The following is a 17,070-nucleotide window of genomic DNA, read 5'->3' as shown; positions in this document are numbered from 1 at the left end:
CGGGATCGCCCCGGCGTCACGACAAGTCGGGTGCACTCTCCTCGGCGGGATCCTTGGACGTCCGGTGATCCGGACCGCCGGCCGGGGCGGCGGCACGCAGCGCCGCTTCGACCCGGCGGTTGCTGGTCATGGATGCTGTGACGGCCGTCATCGCCAGGAGGAGACCGGCGGCGGCGTAGAGCGGGGTGCGGATGTCGTAGGTGGTGGCCAGCCAGCCGCCGAGAAAGGCCCCGATGGGGGCGGCGCACATGGCCAGCATGCGGGAGGTGGAGGCGACCCGGCCCATCAGGTGGGCAGGGACGATCGACTGTCGGAGGGAGGGCGCGAGCACCATCGTGGCGCCCATGCCGGCCCCGCAGACGGCGAGCGCCAGCCCGGCGACGTACGGGTTCGGGGCAGCGGCCAGGCCCAGGATGGCAAGCCCTTCGACGGCGGCTGTGCAGGTCAGTGCGGTGCCGGTGCCGAGTCGTCGGCCAAGGGAGGAGGCGATGCCCGCACCGAGCAGGCCACCGGTGGCCTCCGCTGTGAGAAGCAGGCCGAAGCCGTAGGTGTCGATGCCGAGGCGGTCGTGCGCGAAGAGGGCGAGGACGGTCTCCACAGCGAGGAAGGCGACGTTCCCGACCGCCGGGCGGAGCGCGAGCCCGAGCAGCAAGCGGTCCCGGAAGACGTACGAGGCCCCGGCTCGCGCCTGCCGAAGCAGCGACTCGCGGACCTCCGGCACGGGCCGGGGCATGGCGGGCAGCGTACGTACGAGCAGTGCGGAGAGCATGAACGACACCGCGTCGGCGAGCAGCGGAACCGCACGCCCGAGCGCGAGCAGCGCACTGCCCGCAGGCGGCCCCGCGAAGCCGGACATGGCGGTCTGGGCTCCGCGCAAGCGCGAGTTGGCTCGCTCCAGGAGTGCGGGGTCGCGGCCGAGCAGATCCGGCAGATAGGCCGTGGCGGCCGTGTCGAAGAAGAGTCCACCGAGGCCGAGCAGGAAAGCGACGGCCGCGAGCAGCGAAATGCTCAGCACGTCGAGCGCGGCAGCCGCCGCCGGTATCGCGAGCAGCAGCGCACGCGCCGCGTCCGCGACCCACATCGTGCGCCGACGGTCCCAGCGATCCACCAGCGCGCCGCCGAGCACCCCGAAGAGCAGCCACGGCAGCGTCCCGGCGGCCGTGACGGCGGCGAGCGCCATCGGATCCCGCGTCAACGTCAACGCGAGCAGCGGCAGCGCGGCATGCGACACCCCGTCACCGAGCGAGGACACCGTCTGCGCAGTCCACAGCCGTCCGAACCCGGTCGGCAACTTCCGAACACCTGAAGTCACTTGGCGCTCCCCTCGGCCTGCTCGCGCGATGCCGGGTGGAACAGTGCGAAGACGAGTGACGCGTCCGGCAGCGACGGATCGGACAGCTCCCGGTACTCGTCCGCCAGTGCCTGCAGCCGCGCCCCCAGCTCCGCGAACTGCTCCTCGGTGAGCCGCAGATGCGTCATCCGCACGTGCCGCTCGCCGTCCGCCGGCGACGCCTCCAGGTCGGCCACCGCATGCCGCATCAGCACATCCGGCCCTCCTTCGCCCGGATCCGGCAGCGCGATCGTCCGCGCGGCCATCGCGTAGTAGCGCTCGGTGACCCCCCGCACCTTCCGTGTCCGTACGACCTTCACCAGGCCGGCCCGCTCCAGCAGCCGCACGTGATAGCTGGAACTCCCCTTCGCAAGGCCCACCCGCTCGGCGATCTGCGTAATCGTCGCCGGCTCGAAGCGGAGCACGGCCATGATCCGGTGGCGCGTGAGATTGGAGACGGCGCGCAGCTGCTCGTCAGTGGTGACGTGAAACGTCTCGGGAAGATCGTCGGTAGGCATGGGAGTAATGGTCAACGATTCTTGACCATTACTCAAGGGGATTGGGCACGGACTTCCAGAATCTGCTGTCCGGCGCGCGAGACCCTCCGACAAAGCCCCCCACCGTGCCGCCGATCGGGCGAACTGTCAAAAACCTTCCTCAACTACTCGCACCGCGGCACGGCAAGGGCCCCTCATCCCCGCCGTGGGGGAGAGGGGCCCGTACCGGGCCGGAGCGGCTACAGCTCCTTCACCCGGATGTTGCGGTACGAGATGACGTCCGTCGTCCCGTGGACCTGGAGGCCGATGTAACCCGAGGCGTAGCGCCGGCCGTCCGTGCCCGGGTCGTCGCCACGCGGTGGCTGGAAGACCTGGCCACCGGTGTTGTCGAACTCGTTGATCAGCTTGCCGTTGCGGAAGACCGAGTAGTGCTGGCCCTCGACACGGATCTCGTAGTCGTTCCACGTGCCCTTGGGCGTCACCCCGGCACCGGCGAGGCCCACGCGGTCGAAGCCGTAGACCGAGCCCGTCTTGTACATGTCGCCGTCGGGGCGGTCGAGGACCTGGATCTCATGGCCGTACTTGATCGCGACCCACTCCGGTCGGGTCTCCTCCGGGTTGTCGTGGACGTAGGGGAAGCGCACGAAGACACCGCCATTGGCGTTGCCGGCGCCGGGGGCGTCGTCGCGCCACTGGAGCTTGAGCGAGAAGTCGCCGTACTGCCGCTGCGGGAACCACAGCATGCCCATGCCCGGCACGGTGGTGCTGCTGGTCATGGCCCCGTCCGCGCTCAGCGCGAACGTGCCGCCGCCGACGTGCTGCCACTTCGAGAAGCTCGCGGCGGTGCCGTCGAACAGGTCGCGGTAGCCCTCGGTCTGGCCCGGCTTGCCGATGCCCGACTGCTTGGCGGCGCGGTAGATCTTCCGGTGCTCGCGGGTGTCGATGACGCCGTCGGCGAGCAGCCGGTCGATCACGGTGTCCACGTGCTTGAGGAAGAGCGCGTGCGAGGACCAGTCCTTCTCGTCCTCGATGAGTTCGTTGACGGTGCAACGGCTGTTCGTCATACGGTTCGGGACGCCGGTGTCGACGGTCCCGACGATGACGGTCGACCGCTCGTCGAACTCAGGACAGTCGGGAGCCGGTACCCCGCCGCCCTCGGCGACGGTGAAGGCCGTGCTCCTGGCCGTGGAGGTGTTGCCCGCCTTGTCCGTCGCCCGGTACAGGACGGTGTGGTGTCCGACGCGATCGACGATCACCGGCGTGGTGTACGCGAGGTACGGGCCGCCGTCGAGCGAGTACTCGATGCGGTCGACGCCCGAGTCCGCGTCGGTCGCCGAGAGCGTGACCGTGGCGCTGGTGATGTACGCGCCGTCCGAGTTGCGCACGCCCGCGACCGTGGCGGACGCCTCGGGGGCGGTGGTGTCGGGATCGGGCTGCGTCACGACCGTGAAGTCGACGGACTTCTCGGCGGCCGCGTTGCCGGCCTTGTCGCTCGCCTTGTAGCGGACAGTGTGGGTGCCCGCCTCGTGCACCATCACAGGGGCGGTGTACGGCTGCCAGGCGCCGTCGCCGATCGCGTACTCGATGGTGTTGACGCCCGAACCGGTGTCGGACGCGGTCACCGTCACCGTGGCCATGTCGAGGTAGCGGCCCTGGCCGTCCAGTTCTCCGGTCACGGTCGCCGAGGTCTCCGGCGCCGTCGTGTCGTCGGTGGGCGGCGCGACGACCGTGAACGCGGCGGTCTTCTCGGCGGCCGTGTTGCCCGCCTTGTCGCTCGCCCGGTAACGGATCGCGTGCGCGCCGACCTGGTCGACGACGACCGGGACGGTGTACGGCTGCCACGGGCCGTCGGCACCGACCGCGTACTCGACCTTGTCGACGCCCGACCCGGCGTCCGTCGCGCCGAGTGTGACCGTCGCCTGGCCGACGTACGCGCCGTCGGCGTTGCGGTCACCCTCCACCTTCGCGCTGGTCTCCGGCGCCGTGGTGTCCTCCCCGCCGCCCTCGGTGACGGTGAGGATGCCCTGCATCTGACCGTGCCCGGGGATCGTGCACTTGAAGAGGTACCGGCCCGGGGTCAGCGTCACCTCGGCCGTGTGCCGGCCGCCGTTCGCGTCGCTCGGGTTGGCCAGGATGTTGAGCGGGACGTCGTTGTTGTACTCGGGGTCGGAGACGTCGAACGTGAGGGTGTGCGGCATGCCGGTCGTGTTGCCGGTGGCCGTGCTGTTCTCGAACACGATGGTCGTCGGGCCGGCCACCGCCGTGGTGGGGAACTCCAGATAGCGGTCGATCGGGTCGCCCGCCTTCCAGGTGAGCACCTGCGCGGCGGCGGACCGCCGTCCGTCGTCGCTCCTGCCGTACGCGGATGCCGAGGTCAGCCCCACGATCATCGCCACGGCGGCCAGCAGCGCCGCCCACGGCCTCCCGCCTCTGTGTCTCATGGTCACTGCGCCGCCTTCCGAGCCAGTTGGTCCGCGGCCGGGGTGGGCCCGCCGCCCTTGTAGGTCACGCGCCACAGCGCGGAGTCGGGGTGCGAGGTGAAGAAGCCCCGCCCGTAGTCGAGGACGTACAGCGAACCGTCCGGGGCGAACTTCCAGTCCATCAGGTTGCGGATGCCGCCCTGCCCGACCGGGATGATCTTCTTCAACGACTCGGCGTGCACGGGCAGGCCGCCCTTGCCCACGGTCTTCGGGTCGGTCAGCACGGCGTGCCGCGGCTGTTCCCCGTCGTAGAAGTCACCGACGAACCACTTGCCGTCCCAGTACGACGGCCACTTGACGGTCGAGTCGCTCGCCGCGTCGTAGCGGTAGAGCGGACCGTTCATGGTCGCCTGTCCGCCGCCCTTGAGCCAGGGGAGCAGCAGCTTCTGCTCCTCCTGCTTGTAGCTCGGGACGCCGTTCGCGTCCCTCGGGTAGTCGACGCCGCCGCCCTGGGGCGAGTACCAGATGGTGTTCGATGTGATCGGCGGCAGGTTCACCAGACCGTCGTTGTTCGGCGACTCGTTCTTCGGAGCGTTGCAGTCGTACCAGCCGAGCGGCTTGCCCGGATCGGTCAGGCCGCGGTCCCGGTAGGGCTGCTTGTTGCCCATGCAGTACGGCCAGCCATGGTTCCCCGCCTTGGTGATCGCGGCGAACGTGTCGTACTTGGCCGGTCCCCAGGTCGTCGACGGCGCGCCCGCGTCGGGGCCGACCCAGCCCGCGTAGAGGATGTCGGTCTTCGTGTCGACGGAGATGCGCGCCGGGTTGCGTACGCCCATCACGTAGATCTCGCCACGCGTCTTTCCGCCGCCCTCGTCGGTCTCCTCGCCGGTGAAGAGGTTGCCGTCGGGGAGGGTGTAGGTGCCGTCGTCCTCGGGGTGGATCCGCAGGATCTTGCCGTTGAGGTTGTTGGTGTTGCCGGCGGTGCGGCGCGCGTCCGCGAAGGAGACGCCCCGGAAGTTCGGGGCGGGGTTGTTGCCCGAGTAGCCTCCGCTGGAACCCGAGGAGTTGGTGTCACCGGTGGCGATGTAGAGGTTGCCCTTGGAGTCCCAGGCCATCCCTCCGCCCGCGTGGCAGCAGCTGTGGATCTGGACCGGCCAGCTCAGCAGCACCTTCTCGCTCGAAAGGTCGAGTCTGTTCGCCGCCAGGTCGAGGGTGAAGCGGGAGACCCGCCGCTCGCCCATGTGGGCGTCGCGGTCGATCCGGGAGTGCGGTGTGTAGTGCAGATACACCCAGCCGTTGGTCATGAAGTCGGGGTCGAGCTCGATACCGAGCAACCCCTCCTCGTTCTTGACCAGTTCGTCGCCGCCACCCTTGTTGCCGAAGACGGTGAGTGCGCCCGCCTTGGTGACCTGCCCGGTCTTCGGGTCGTAGACGTGGATCTCGCCGTTGCCCTTGCCGATGTCCGGGTTGTTCCAGTCGGTGACCACCGGGACGCCGGAGTCGGCGCCTCCGCGGCCGATGTAGAGAATGCGCCCGTCGGGAGCGGCGACCAGGCCGTGCGGCTCGCCGATCTGGTCGTTCTGGCCGGGCTGGTTGGGCTTGGTGACGCGCTCGGCGGTGTAGTTGGCGTCGATGGTCGCCTTGCAGTCCGCCTGGGAGATACGGGAGGTCCAGGCGATCGCGCCGCGCAGATGGTCGCGGAAGTCGGTCTCGGCGTAGCTGTCGACGGTGCCGCCCATGGCGGTGTAGAAGGACCGGCCGCCGTCGTAGTCACGGCACCAGGACACCGGGTGGTCCCAGCCGTTCGGCTTGGCCACGGGCTGGAACGAGGCCTCCCGGACCCGCGCCACGGTGTGCACGGTGCCGGACGGGTTGCGGTCCCAGTTGAACCACTTGTCGGGCCGCTTCCACTCCATCGGAAGGGACTTGGTGGCCGGATGCTGTCGGTCACCGACCTCCACCACCGCGCGCTGCGTGCTGCTCGGGGCGCCGGTGGGCCGGGCGCCGACCAGGCCGGTGAACCAGGTGGAGTACGGCTCGGTGCGTGCCGCCTCGTGGACGCCGACGAATCCGCCGCCCGCCTCCATGTAGGCCTCCAGGCCTGCCTCCTGCTCCGGGTCGAGCACATCGCCGCCCCCGGTCAGGAAGACCACCGCGTTGAACCGGCCGAGCCGCTTGGCATCCGTGAAGACGGCCGGGTCGTCGGTGGCCTCGGTACGGAAGCGCCCGGTGGCCGGACCGGTCAGCCCGATGCTCTCGACGGCCGCGATGCCCGCGTCGACCGTCGGCGGCTCCGCGGTCGCCGAGCCGTGGAAGACGAGCACGCGGACGTTCGCACCGCCGGGCGGAGAGGGGAGCGACAACGTTGTCGAAGCGGTGGTCGACGGAGGATCCGGATACGGTCTGGCCGATGCGGGGTCTCCGCCGAGCAGGGATGCGGTGAGGGACGCGGCTCCAAGTGCCGCCACCGCCAGGCCTGTTCTTGATCTCGATTGGTGATGTGGTGTGCGCTTCATGGGTCACCCATCCCTCTGAGGTCACAACGACAGCCGTTGAAGCTAGACCTCTTTGCACGGTTCGCCAATACCTATGACCACAACAGGACGAACTTTGTCCTGGGTGTGGAGAAACGAGAGTCGCCCCGCTACCGTGTGGGCCGTCCCCGGGGGCCCTTCGCCCCGTCAATCTCCACCGAGAAGCGGAGAGTTCGACATGGACAGACGCAGCTTCAACCGCCGCCTGCTCGCAGGCGGAGCAGTCGCCGCGACCGGCGTGACATCGTTGTCGCCCGCCTCCGCCTCAAGCGCCACATCCGGCACGGCAGCCACGTTGAGAACTGCCCCGGCCGGCGGGCGGATACGCCATCTCAAGCTGTTCGCCGAGAAGTTGGCCGACGGGCAGATGGGATACGGCCTGGAGAAGGGCAAGGCCACCGTGCCCGGCCCGCTGATCGAGCTCAACGAGGGCGACACGCTCCACATCGAGTTCGAGAACCTGATGGACGTCCCCGTGAGCCTGCACCCGCACGGTGTCGACTACGACATCGACAACGACGGTACGAGGATGAGCCGCAGCCACGTCGAACCGGGCGCCGGCCGCACGTACACCTGGCGTACCCATGCCCCCGGCCGCCGCCCCGACGGCACATGGCGCCCCGGCAGTGCCGGGTACTGGCACTACCACGACCACGTCGTGGGTACGGACCACGGCACCGGAGGCATCCGCAAGGGCCTGTACGGCGGCCTGGTGGTGCGCCGAAAGGGCGACGTCCTCCCGGACAAGCAGCTCACGATCGTCTTCAACGACATGACGATCAACAACCGGCCGGCGGCCGATCCGCCCAACTTCCTGGCCACGGTGGGCGACCGGGTGGAGATCATCATGATCACGCACGGCGAGTACTACCACACGTTCCACATGCACGGTCACCGCTGGGCCGACAACCGCACGGGGCTGCTGGCCGGCCCGGACGACGTGAGCCGCGTCATCGACAACAAGATCACCGGCCCGGCGGACTCGTTCGGCTTCCAGGTCATCGCGGGCGAGCACGTGGGAGCGGGTGCCTGGATGTACCACTGCCACGTCCAGAGCCACTCCGACATGGGCATGGCCGGCCTCTTCCTGGTGGCCAAACCGGACGGCACGATCCCGGGCCACGACGGCCACGGGACCCACCACGCGGGCACGACACAGCCCACGCGGGCCGCCGGCGGGGCGCACGATCACTCAGGGGGCGGTGCCGAAGGGACCCGCTCGGGTCGACCGAGGTGACCTCCATAGCATCGGCGTCCATGGGGACGTACATCGACGGACTGATCGAGGCCCGTACGGCGGGCGGGGCATGGGAGATGGAGGTGGACCTGCTCGACTTCGAACTCGGGAAGGCGCGGGCCGCACGCGAGTGCCTGTTCGGGTACGGCGGGGCCCTCGGAGTGGGCCGGCCGCTGTTCGGCGGGCGGGGGTGGCCGGAGGACGCCTGCGACGAGGTGCCGAGGCGGTTCGACGAACTGCACCACAGCCACTCGTTCGCGACGTGGGCCGAGATCGCGGCGGTCGACTGGGACGCGCCGCTCCACGACCGCCCTGACGGGAACCGTGTGGGGGAGTGGCGACCGGGAAAGGACGGTGAGCTCGTCCTGCACGACGTGCCCTGGGCGCCGATCGAGGTGCTCGACGCGGCGGAGGAGCTCTTCGGCGAGGACCTGTACCCGTCCGAATGGCCGCCGGGCGGCGAGGTGCCACTGCACGGCGCCGTGTACCGTCCGGTGGTCCTCACGGCCGGGATGATCGTTCCGCCGGACGGAGACTGGGCGCCGGTGTGGGCCTCGATGCGCCGGCTGGCGGCCGAGTACGGAGACGAGAACGTCCGCCTGGTCGTCTGGTTCGGCTGACCTGACCTGACCTGACCTGGCCGGGCTTGCCGGGCCGCCTCCTCGGCGTTCCCCTGTCGACGTGCCTGCGGCGATGTCAGTGGTGCCGCGTAGCGTGTGGTCGTCGATCAGCACCACGGGGAGACGGACACATGGGCACGCGTGTCGAAAAGAACGGCTACACAGCGGAACTGACGGATGATCTGGAGGTCGTCTACCGCAACCCACGGGGGCGAGAGCTGAAGGAGTTTCCCGGTGCCATCGTCGGCGCTCCGGGGCTCGGCGCGCTCATGGAGGCGCGGAAGCATCTGCGGGGGCAGCGTGAGGAGTGCCGTCGGCAGGCGCGCGCATGGGTGACGACGGGGGCGTGCGCGCCGCGTGCGCTGGCCGATGCCGATCCGCTGTGGCGGGAGGCGCTGGAGGCCGAGCAGGTCGACGTCACCGACGAGCTGGGCGACGGTGGCCTGTGGGCTCGCACGTACACGGGCTTCGACGGCCTCACCCTGACCCAGCTGCTCCCCGAGCAACTCATCCCCTATCGCGACCGCTTGATGCGCGAGGAGCACTGGGAACCGGACGGCTTCTTCTCCACCGGCATACCGGATCCGTCCGACGGTGCGCTGCCGTTTCCCGAGCGGATCATCGCCGCCCATCCGGGCTGTGAGGAACTGGCGACCACAAAGATCCTCGCTCTGAAGGCATGTACCGCCGAGTGGGCATACCTCTTCAAGACGGACATCGACCAGGTCCTCCACGGCGTGGAGGAGTCGGATCCCGCTCTGCTGATCACTCTCCTCGACGAGATGGCCGACTACGCCCTTCGGCGGAGCGAACAGGTGGCGGCCGCTGCCTGGTTCGGGAGGGCCCGCAAGGACGAGCGCGTACAGGCGCGCAAGGTCGACAAGGAGTGGCTGCTCGGCCGCTACCTCGCGCACGCGGACGGCAAGGCCCTCTCGGCCACGGCCATGCGTGCCTGGGCCGGCGACCTGGCTGTCAAGGGCGTGGCGACCGAGGCGGACCTCGCCCGCTTCCGCAGGGTGGCGATCCGGCGCGTCCAGGCGTCGTCCGAGGTGTACCCGCAGCTGGCCGTCGACATACGCAAGATCGCCAAGGCCGCGGGCCTCGAGCCCGACAGGGAACTGGCCACGCTGCTCGGCGAGATGTTCGCCGTCGGCGGTCTCTCGCTGTCCGACGAGAAGTTCTGGACGGACTGCCTCAAGGGCCGGGCCATGGACCTCCTGGGCGAGCACGCCTCCACGGCGGTCCACCAGGTGCTGAAGCTGCGTCCGAGGCACTTCGGCGACAGCCCCACACTCTGGCGGGCGCTGCTGGAGCGCACCGGTGCGCTGGCACAGCTGACCGGCGAGGCCGAGGGTCTCCCCGCGGGTGAGGCCGCGGCCTGGCTCTCCGACTGCGTCCGGGCGAACAGCCACCGGGACGGCCTCTTGCCCGTCATGTACGAGATCGCCGAGAAGATCGCGCCGCGGCTGGCGGCCGACGGTGTCCCCGTGGAGTTCGATTACCGGATGTTCGGCGAGCGAGGCGACGCACGGACCCCGCTCGACCTGATCGACCTCCTGCTGGAGCACGGCGCGCCCGTCGCCGACCCACCCGAGCTCCTCGGCCCGTCATACCTGTACGACCTCATGCTCGGCCGGCGACCGAAGTTGGAGCATCTTCAGGCGGACGAGCGCTTCGCCCGCGAGCTTCGCGCACGGGTGCGCGCCGATCTGGAGATGACCACCAAGGATCTGGCGACCAACAGCTGGTACCAGCCGCACGAGACCAAGGGCTGGCAGAAGATCCCTGAACCGTTCGACAACCCGATCGGGCACGAGGAGATCCGTGCCTGGTGCGAGCGCGAGCGGGCGAAGCTCCGCGCGGGGGTCGGCTTCGAGGAGCTGGTGCTGCTGCTCGGCCGTTTCGTCCACGTGGGTGTGGCGGTGGACCTGCTCCTCAAGGACGCGGACGCCGCAGCGGAGTTCGCGGCGGTGGACGTCATGCCGCTGTTGATGGCCGAGCTGCCTGACACCGTCTCGCGTGCGCAGGTGGAGGAGGTGCTGGGCGGGCTCCAGTCGTACAGCGTCCACCGGGACGGTGTCCGAGGACCCAATCGCGGACGGATTCTGGAAGCACTGCCGCAGTTGGGTGAACCGATGAGCAGTCCCGCCGCCCGTTGCCTGGTGATGGCCGTCAACTGCCGGGTCGGCCTGGAGCGGCTCGTCCGCCGTTTCACCCCCGACGTGTACGACGAGAAGCGGGCCCCCGGTGCCGGGCAGGAAGAGCCCTTCGCCGGGATCGGGCGCCGGATGATGGGTCTCGCGACGCGAGGGACCGACGTCTGGGGAGGTGACCTCGGGCAGGCCAGTACCACGTTCGACAGCGCCTTCCGCTACGACCTGTTCCGGTCGGCGCACGCCTTCGCCGTGCCACTTGCCCTGTGCGCCGTCTCCTCCAGGCCGGGCGGCTCGGCCGCGGCGTCGCTGATGACGTACGCCGCCCACCCCGTCGCCTCCGGGGAACCGGGCCGATGGCGATTCCTCCACTGCGAGGCGCCCGAGGACCGTTCGGACATGCAGGCCCTCGCCGAGGGGAAGGTCTACCGGACGGCGACATCCGTCACCTTCGTACTGGACGGGGGAGGGACCAAACGCCGGCGGATCCTGTGGGAGTACGCCCCCGACGGCTCCTTCGCCGAGGAGGGCCCGCTTGCTTCCGCCGGTGTGACGCTCAAGCATGCGGAAGTACTCGAGCCGGCGCGGCCGGCCGACTGGTTCGCGCGATTCGTCGCGCTGTACCGCGAGCACGGCCCCGCACCGGTCCGTCCGGAGCTCGCCGAAGCCTTCGCCGAGCGGTTGGGCCTCTCCTGGGCCGAGGCCACCGTGCTGCTCATGGCACATGTCTCCTGCGCGCCCCACCAGTCGACGATGGGCAACTACCTGTCCCGTCACCCCTCCGCCGACGTGGAGGCCTGGAAGATCCGGTGGAGTGAGGCGGACCAGGCGGTGGGCGCACTGACATCCGTGCTCGACCCCCAGTTCATCGCCACGCTCTACGACAAGCTCCTCCCCGACGACCCCGAGCAGCTGTGGACCACCGGGCCCGACGTGGACCGCGCCGCCGCATGGTGGGACGACGAGCTGGGCAGCGCACTGCCCGTACCCACCGCGCTACTGCCCCTCGCGACCAAGGAGACGCTCCTGCCCAAGGGTGAGGCGGCGCTGTCCCGGGAGCTGCCCGAGGAGAACCCCACCTGGTGGCCCCATCTGCGGCTGCCCGCCCTGCTGGGCCGTGTCGCCATGGGGGCGCGCTGCCTCGACCACCACGATGCGGGCCTGGTGGGAGAACCCCAGCCGCTGGCCCTCCCCAGGATCGCTGCCTGGATCGCCTACCGCACCCCTGCCGGCGATCCGATCCGCTCCGCGGTCGGCGCGGCGATCGCCAGGCTGTGCGAGGAGCGGGCCTCGGTCTCCGCTCCCCTCAGGCTCTTCTCCCTGCAGAGCAACTACCTGATGGGGCCGCCTCCTTCCACCGAAGCGCTCACCGCTCATCCGGCGGTGACCGAGGTGGCCGACGCGACGCACGCCATGCGGCACCTGTGCGTGGATCCCGCCGCCCTGAAGGGGCCCGACGATCCGCTGCTGGAGAGTCTGGAGGCGTATCTCGACTCCGTTCTGCCCTCCCAGTGGCTGCCCAGCCCCTCCGGGCTGCCCGCACTCGCGGATCTGCGGCTGTTGCTGAGCGACGACTTCGCCGCGCTCGGCGAGCACCTCGCCGTCGACGGCGAGCGCCCCGCGGGCTGGGAGCAGGACCCCGCGCGCTCCGTGCCGCATCTCGTCGAGGAGTGCGCCGAGGCGTTCGGACTGAGCGAGGACGCCGCGGCGCTCCATCTGATGCTGCTCGCCCTGCCGGACCCCACGGACCGCAACGTCAAGGCGTGGACCGGGTGGAAGCCCGCCCGTTTCAAGGCGGCCGAGGCCGAACTGGGCGCGTCGGGCCGAGTGCTGCACGCCACAAGGTCGCGAGCGGGTCGTTCCCTCTTCGTGCCGGGCGCCTGGCAGGAGCGGAAGCCGCCGCGCCTCCCGATCGAGGTGGCCAAGCTCGGCCTGTTGCCGCTGGCCAGGGAGCACCGGTCGACGAGCCACCTGGCCGCGGTGCCCTCCGCCCCGTTGCCCACGCTGTTCACACGGGCCTGGGAGGGCCGTACGAACTGAGCTGACCGCACGCCGTGTTAGGGGGCGGGGCATGCGCGCCCCGCCCCCATCCCAGCCGCGCTGGACGCCTCTGCCGGGCGGACTCGGACGGCGGGGCGGGCGGCATGCACCCTTCCGCTGGCTTGTCATGTGCACATACCGTGGCCCCGGTCCGAGTCAGGAAGCCGACGGACGGGGGAGAGAGCCATGGCACCCACACACTTACCGACGCGCGCACGATCACTGCTCATCGGAGCACTCATGCTCGCACTGCCGGCGGTCGCGCTGACGCCGTCGGCCGCCACAGCCCAAGAAACCCGCGGGAATCAGGCAAGACCGACCCAGGAAGAGCCGGATCTGCTGTACCCGAACATCGACGTACGCGGTGACAGGCGCGTCGAACCCACGGCCGGGCAGCTGCGCGCCGCACAGGAACTCGACGGCACGGCGATCCGCTGGAGCCGGTTCGGTACGCCGAGGCTGCTCACCCCGCAGGGCCGTAACGCCCTCACCGCCACCAGCACCGCCGACCCGCGCACCCTCGCGCTGGACCACATACGCGACCACGCGGACCTCTACGGTCTCTCTGCCGCCGACCTGGACGCCCTCTCCGTCGTCAGGTCGTACCGCACCGAGCACAACGGCGTACGGCATGTCTTCGTCGGTCAGAGCGACCGGGGCGTCCCGGTCCACGGGGCCCGCCTCTCGGTGGCCGTCGACTCCGCAGGCCGGATCCTCACCGTCACCGGCAACCTCGTCCCGGGCGCCCGCGCCACCGGGCCGGTGGCCCTCGACAAGAGCGCCGCGCTGGACCGGGCCGCGGCCTCCGTCGGCAGCGACACGCCGTCCGCCACCGCCACCGCGACCGGCAACACCGACGCCGACTCCGAAGGCGCCGCGACCGCGACCGCCACCCGCGTCACCTTCCCGCTCGCCGACGGCACCGCCCGCCCGGCCTGGCGGACCACCCTCACCGCCGACAACCACCACCTGTACGACACCGTCGTCGACGCCGGGAACGGTGCCGTCCTCCTGCGCACCGACCGCACCAGCAACGAGGGCCCCGAGGGCCGGGTCTTCACCGTCCAGAACCCCACCCTCGGCAGCGCGACGACCGTCCCTTTCAGCGGCCTCGGCCGCTCCTGGGTCACCGGCCGGGTCACCACGGGCAACAACGCCGAGGTCTCCCAGGACGTCGACGGCCAGGGGACGCTCGGTTACCAGCCCCAGACCCCCGCCGCCGGCGACCCGGCGTACCAGCACTTCAACTACACCTTCACGGACGCGTTCCGTACGAGCGGGGGCACCGACCTCACCACGGACCGGGACGCTGTCGTCACCCAGGCCTTCTACTACGCCAACCGCATGCACGACCATCTCTACTCGCTCGGCTTCGACGAGGCGTCGGGCAACTTCCAGGAGGACAACCTCGGCCACGGCGGCGCCGGCAGCGACCGCGTCCAGGTCTACGTCGACTTCGACGCCAGTGGCAACTCCGCCTGCAACGCCAACTTCGGCACCCCCGACGACGGCCAGAACCCGACGATGCGGCTCTTCGTCGGACGGGCCTCCTGCAACAACCACAACATGCATCGGGCCATGAACGGCGACACCATCGCCCATGAGTACAGCCACGGCCTGTCCCACCGGCTCGTCGGCGGCGGCGAGCTGGGCAACGGTGCGCAGACCGGCGCGCTCGGCGAGGGCTGGGGCGACGCGGTGGCCACCTCGATGTGGAACGACCCGGTGTACGGCGAGTACAACAACGGCCGGCCCACCGGCGTGCGCCGCGTCGCGTACAACAACAGCAACCTGACCTATGCCGACCTCTGCGACGACGGCAGCTGCCAGGTGCACGCCGACGGCGAGATCTGGGCCACCACCATGTGGGACATGCGCACCGCGCTCGTCGGCGCGTACGGCTACGCCACCGGCAAGCAGCGTCATGAGCAGCTGATGGTCGACGGCATGAAGCTGACGCCTTCCACACCCGACTTCCTGGACGCCCGTGACGGCATCCTCGCCGCCGACCGGGCCAGCAACGGCGGCGCCGACCAGTGCCTGCTGTGGGGCGTGTTCGCCCGCCGCGGCATGGGCGCGAGTGCCACCTCGCCGAGCCAGACCCAGGCGAATCCGGCGACCGACCACCCCGCGAGCTGCCGGCCCACGGCCGACGCGGGCGGGCCGTACACCACCGAGGAAGGCGCCGACGTACGGCTCGACGCGAGCGGCTCCAACGTCCCCGGGGGCGGCGGCAGCCACAGCTGGGACTTCGACGGCGACGGCGCGTACGACGACGCGACCGGTGTCAGCCCGCTCTTCGACCGCGTCGGCCAGGACGGCACGTACACCGTCGGCCTGCGCATCGGCAACGCCGCCGGGGCCGACACGGACACGGCGACCGTGACCGTCGGCAACGTGGCGCCCTCGGTGACCTTCACCGTCCAGGGGCCGCGTGAGGAGGGCGGCACGCTCACCGTCTCCGGCACGGTCACCGACCCGGGCTGGCTCGACCCGCTCACCGCCACCATCGATCCCGGCGACGGAAAACCCGTCCCCCTGCCCGGACAGCTGGAGAACAACCGTCCCGACGCCACCCTCACCTTCAGCCGCGAACTCGTCTTCGGAGACAACGGCACCTTCACCGTGAAGGTCTGCGGCAGCGACGACGACACCACGACCTGCCGCGAGGCCACGATCACGGTCGCCGACGTCGACCCGACCGTCGCCCTCGACAAGGCCCGTGCCGTGCCGCTCGCGGGTGGGCGGACACTCGTCGTACGCGCGGGCGAGGAGACGCGCTACACGGCCCGGGTCACGGACCCCGGCAGCGATGACGAGACCATGACCTGGACGTGGGGCGACGGGACACCTGCCACCACGACAACCTCGCTGGTCAACCCGCCCGCCCCCGATCCGGCCCGCAGCCCCAGCGTCCAGCCGCGCGACCTGACGGACGCCCAGGCCCACACGTACACGAAGCCCTGCCTGTACGACCAGTCCTTCACGGCGCGCGACGACGACAGCGGTACGGGGACCGACAGGATGCCGGTCATCGTCCAGGGCAACGCGCCGCTGTCCCTGCCGGCCGACCTCTGGTACGTCAAGTACCTGACGGGCGACCTCACCGGGCTCGGCAAGGCGACGCTGGACTGCTATCTGAAGATCGTCCGACACGCGAGCGCGGTGTTCTCCGAGAAGGTGGACGTCTCCACCCGGGGCAAGGCCGCGGACGTGCTCTTCCTCAACCTGTCGCTGGACCCGAAGCGTTCACTCGACCGCCAACTGCTCGCCGCATGGCTCAACTTCGCCAACGGGGCTTTCGAGCCGAACGAACTCGTCGACACCAACAGCGACTTGAAGCCCGACACCCCCTTCCTGGAGGCCGTGCAGAATGCCGAGAGGGTGCGCCTCGACCCCCACGCCACCCGACAGCAGCTCTCGGCTCAGGCGGCTGTCCTGACCTGCATCAACATCCCGCTCGTATGACAAGGACGACGCTCCCGCGCGCCGCCGCCGCCCTGCTCCTGGGGGTGGCGGCGGCCGCCTGCACCGACGACCCCTCCCCGCCGGACCGTCCGCCCACGCCGACCCGTACCGCGACGTCCGCTCCCACCCCGACCCTCGCTCCCACCCCCACTGCCGAGGAGACGACCGGCGCACCGGTGCCGGAGGCTCCGGCCGCCCTCACTCAGGAGGACACGGGCCGCACCTTCACCCTCCGCCGCGGCGGCACCACCCAGCTGCGCCTCTCCGGCCGCTGGCGAGAGGCCGCACCCTCCGTCGACGGCGCAGCGATCGTCCTCGTACCGGTCGAGTACGAGACCGACCCGGGCTTCCGGGCCTGGGACGTCCGCGCCGTCGGACCGGGCGAGGCGGTGCTGCGCACGACGGAACTGCCGGGCCTGCGGCCTCTGAACATCACCTTCCAGGTGGGGTGAGAGGGCGGGAAGGGGCCTGGGTGAGAGAGCAGACGCCGTCCACGCACCGGCGCTCCAGCCGCCCGCGGGAGACGGTCTGCGCGAGACCGACCATCCAGCACGTGGGGCAGCCCCGGAAGGCGATCAGGGCCAACGGCGCCGCCAGCAGACTGACCGGGCCGACGACGGGCACCAGGACGATCGAGCAGATGATCAGACCGAAGCCGACGGCGCCGCGCGCGAGATGGCGTGGGACGGACTTGCTGGCGAAGTCCCGCTCGGGCGCCGCGGAGTGTGAAGGCTTCACGGGGGAGCTCGCGGAACTCTCGGTGCTCTCGGT

General features: G+C 70.5%; 10 protein-coding genes. 5 read left to right on the top strand and 5 right to left on the bottom strand.

What is annotated here, in order from left to right:
- Window positions 1-16 precede the first annotated feature (16 nt).
- The 4 genes from ACFY8U_RS00455 to ACFY8U_RS00440 all read right to left on the bottom strand — a co-directional run bounded on the left by ACFY8U_RS00455 (window position 17) and on the right by ACFY8U_RS00440 (window position 6,763).
- A complete protein-coding gene (locus ACFY8U_RS00455) occupies window positions 17-1,291 on the bottom strand; it encodes an MFS transporter (RefSeq protein ID WP_389563705.1) in 1,275 nt (424 codons plus the stop codon).
- 17 nt (window positions 1,292-1,308) lie between these two features.
- Window positions 1,309-1,848, bottom strand: coding sequence for an ArsR/SmtB family transcription factor (locus ACFY8U_RS00450; protein ID WP_389563702.1), 540 nt, complete (start codon window positions 1,846-1,848; stop codon window positions 1,309-1,311).
- A gap of 218 nt (window positions 1,849-2,066) precedes the next feature.
- On the bottom strand, window positions 2,067-4,268 hold the full coding sequence (locus tag ACFY8U_RS00445) for an OmpL47-type beta-barrel domain-containing protein (RefSeq protein ID WP_389563699.1): 2,202 nt from the start codon (window positions 4,266-4,268) through the stop codon (window positions 2,067-2,069).
- 2 nt (window positions 4,269-4,270) lie between these two features.
- Window positions 4,271-6,763 carry a ThuA domain-containing protein gene (locus tag ACFY8U_RS00440; protein WP_389563696.1) on the bottom strand — a complete coding sequence of 831 codons (2,493 nt, stop codon included), beginning with the start codon at window positions 6,761-6,763 and terminating at the stop codon, window positions 4,271-4,273.
- Between the two features lie 196 nt (window positions 6,764-6,959).
- Between ACFY8U_RS00440 and ACFY8U_RS00435 the strand changes: the two genes are divergently transcribed.
- The 5 genes from ACFY8U_RS00435 to ACFY8U_RS00415 all read left to right on the top strand — a co-directional run bounded on the left by ACFY8U_RS00435 (window position 6,960) and on the right by ACFY8U_RS00415 (window position 16,751).
- The gene (locus ACFY8U_RS00435; RefSeq protein ID WP_389563692.1) at window positions 6,960-8,018 is read left to right on the top strand and encodes a multicopper oxidase domain-containing protein; all 1,059 of its coding nucleotides are present in this window, start codon (window positions 6,960-6,962) and stop codon (window positions 8,016-8,018) included.
- Window positions 8,019-8,038: 20 nt separating this feature from the next.
- A complete protein-coding gene (locus ACFY8U_RS00430) occupies window positions 8,039-8,638 on the top strand; it encodes a hypothetical protein (RefSeq protein WP_389563689.1) in 600 nt (199 codons plus the stop codon).
- A gap of 131 nt (window positions 8,639-8,769) precedes the next feature.
- Window positions 8,770-12,831 (top strand): hypothetical protein, encoded by a 4,062-nt coding sequence (locus ACFY8U_RS00425; protein ID WP_389563686.1) that lies wholly within the window; start codon window positions 8,770-8,772, stop codon window positions 12,829-12,831.
- A 240-nt stretch (window positions 12,832-13,071) separates the two neighbouring features.
- On the top strand, window positions 13,072-16,299 hold the full coding sequence (locus tag ACFY8U_RS00420; RefSeq protein ID WP_389563683.1) for a M36 family metallopeptidase: 3,228 nt from the start codon (window positions 13,072-13,074) through the stop codon (window positions 16,297-16,299).
- Complete coding sequence (locus tag ACFY8U_RS00415; protein WP_389563680.1) at window positions 16,296-16,751, top strand: hypothetical protein; 456 nt, start codon at window positions 16,296-16,298, stop codon at window positions 16,749-16,751. Before ACFY8U_RS00420 ends, ACFY8U_RS00415 begins: the two co-directional genes overlap by 4 nt.
- On the opposite strand, the gene ACFY8U_RS00410 is transcribed toward ACFY8U_RS00415, so the two are convergent.
- On the bottom strand, window positions 16,732-17,037 hold the full coding sequence (locus ACFY8U_RS00410) for a hypothetical protein (protein WP_389563677.1): 306 nt from the start codon (window positions 17,035-17,037) through the stop codon (window positions 16,732-16,734). The two genes, ACFY8U_RS00415 and ACFY8U_RS00410, sit on opposite strands and share 20 nt — an antisense overlap.
- Between the last annotated feature and the right edge of the window lie 33 nt (window positions 17,038-17,070).

Origin of the sequence: Streptomyces sp. NPDC012508, from assembly GCF_042902595.1 — a bacterium.
Classification (GTDB): Bacteria; Actinomycetota; Actinomycetes; order Streptomycetales; family Streptomycetaceae; genus Streptomyces.
The sequence above is the reverse complement of the archived record's forward strand: the minus strand, read 5'-3'. Positions and strand labels throughout refer to the sequence as shown.

Bases quoted from the DNA above. Each gene is read 5' to 3' on its own strand.
- ACFY8U_RS00450 (WP_389563702.1), bottom strand. From the start codon at position 1,848: ATGCCTACCGACGATCTTCCCGAGACGTTTCACGTCACCACTGACGAG.
- ACFY8U_RS00445 (WP_389563699.1), bottom strand. From the start codon at position 4,268: ATGAGACACAGAGGCGGGAGGCCGTGGGCGGCGCTGCTGGCCGCCGTG.
- ACFY8U_RS00440 (WP_389563696.1), bottom strand. From the start codon at position 6,763: ATGAAGCGCACACCACATCACCAATCGAGATCAAGAACAGGCCTGGCG.
- ACFY8U_RS00435 (WP_389563692.1), top strand. From the start codon at position 6,960: ATGGACAGACGCAGCTTCAACCGCCGCCTGCTCGCAGGCGGAGCAGTC.
- ACFY8U_RS00430 (WP_389563689.1), top strand. From the start codon at position 8,039: ATGGGGACGTACATCGACGGACTGATCGAGGCCCGTACGGCGGGCGGG.
- ACFY8U_RS00425 (WP_389563686.1), top strand. From the start codon at position 8,770: ATGGGCACGCGTGTCGAAAAGAACGGCTACACAGCGGAACTGACGGAT.
- ACFY8U_RS00420 (WP_389563683.1), top strand. From the start codon at position 13,072: ATGCTCGCACTGCCGGCGGTCGCGCTGACGCCGTCGGCCGCCACAGCC.
- ACFY8U_RS00415 (WP_389563680.1), top strand. From the start codon at position 16,296: ATGACAAGGACGACGCTCCCGCGCGCCGCCGCCGCCCTGCTCCTGGGG.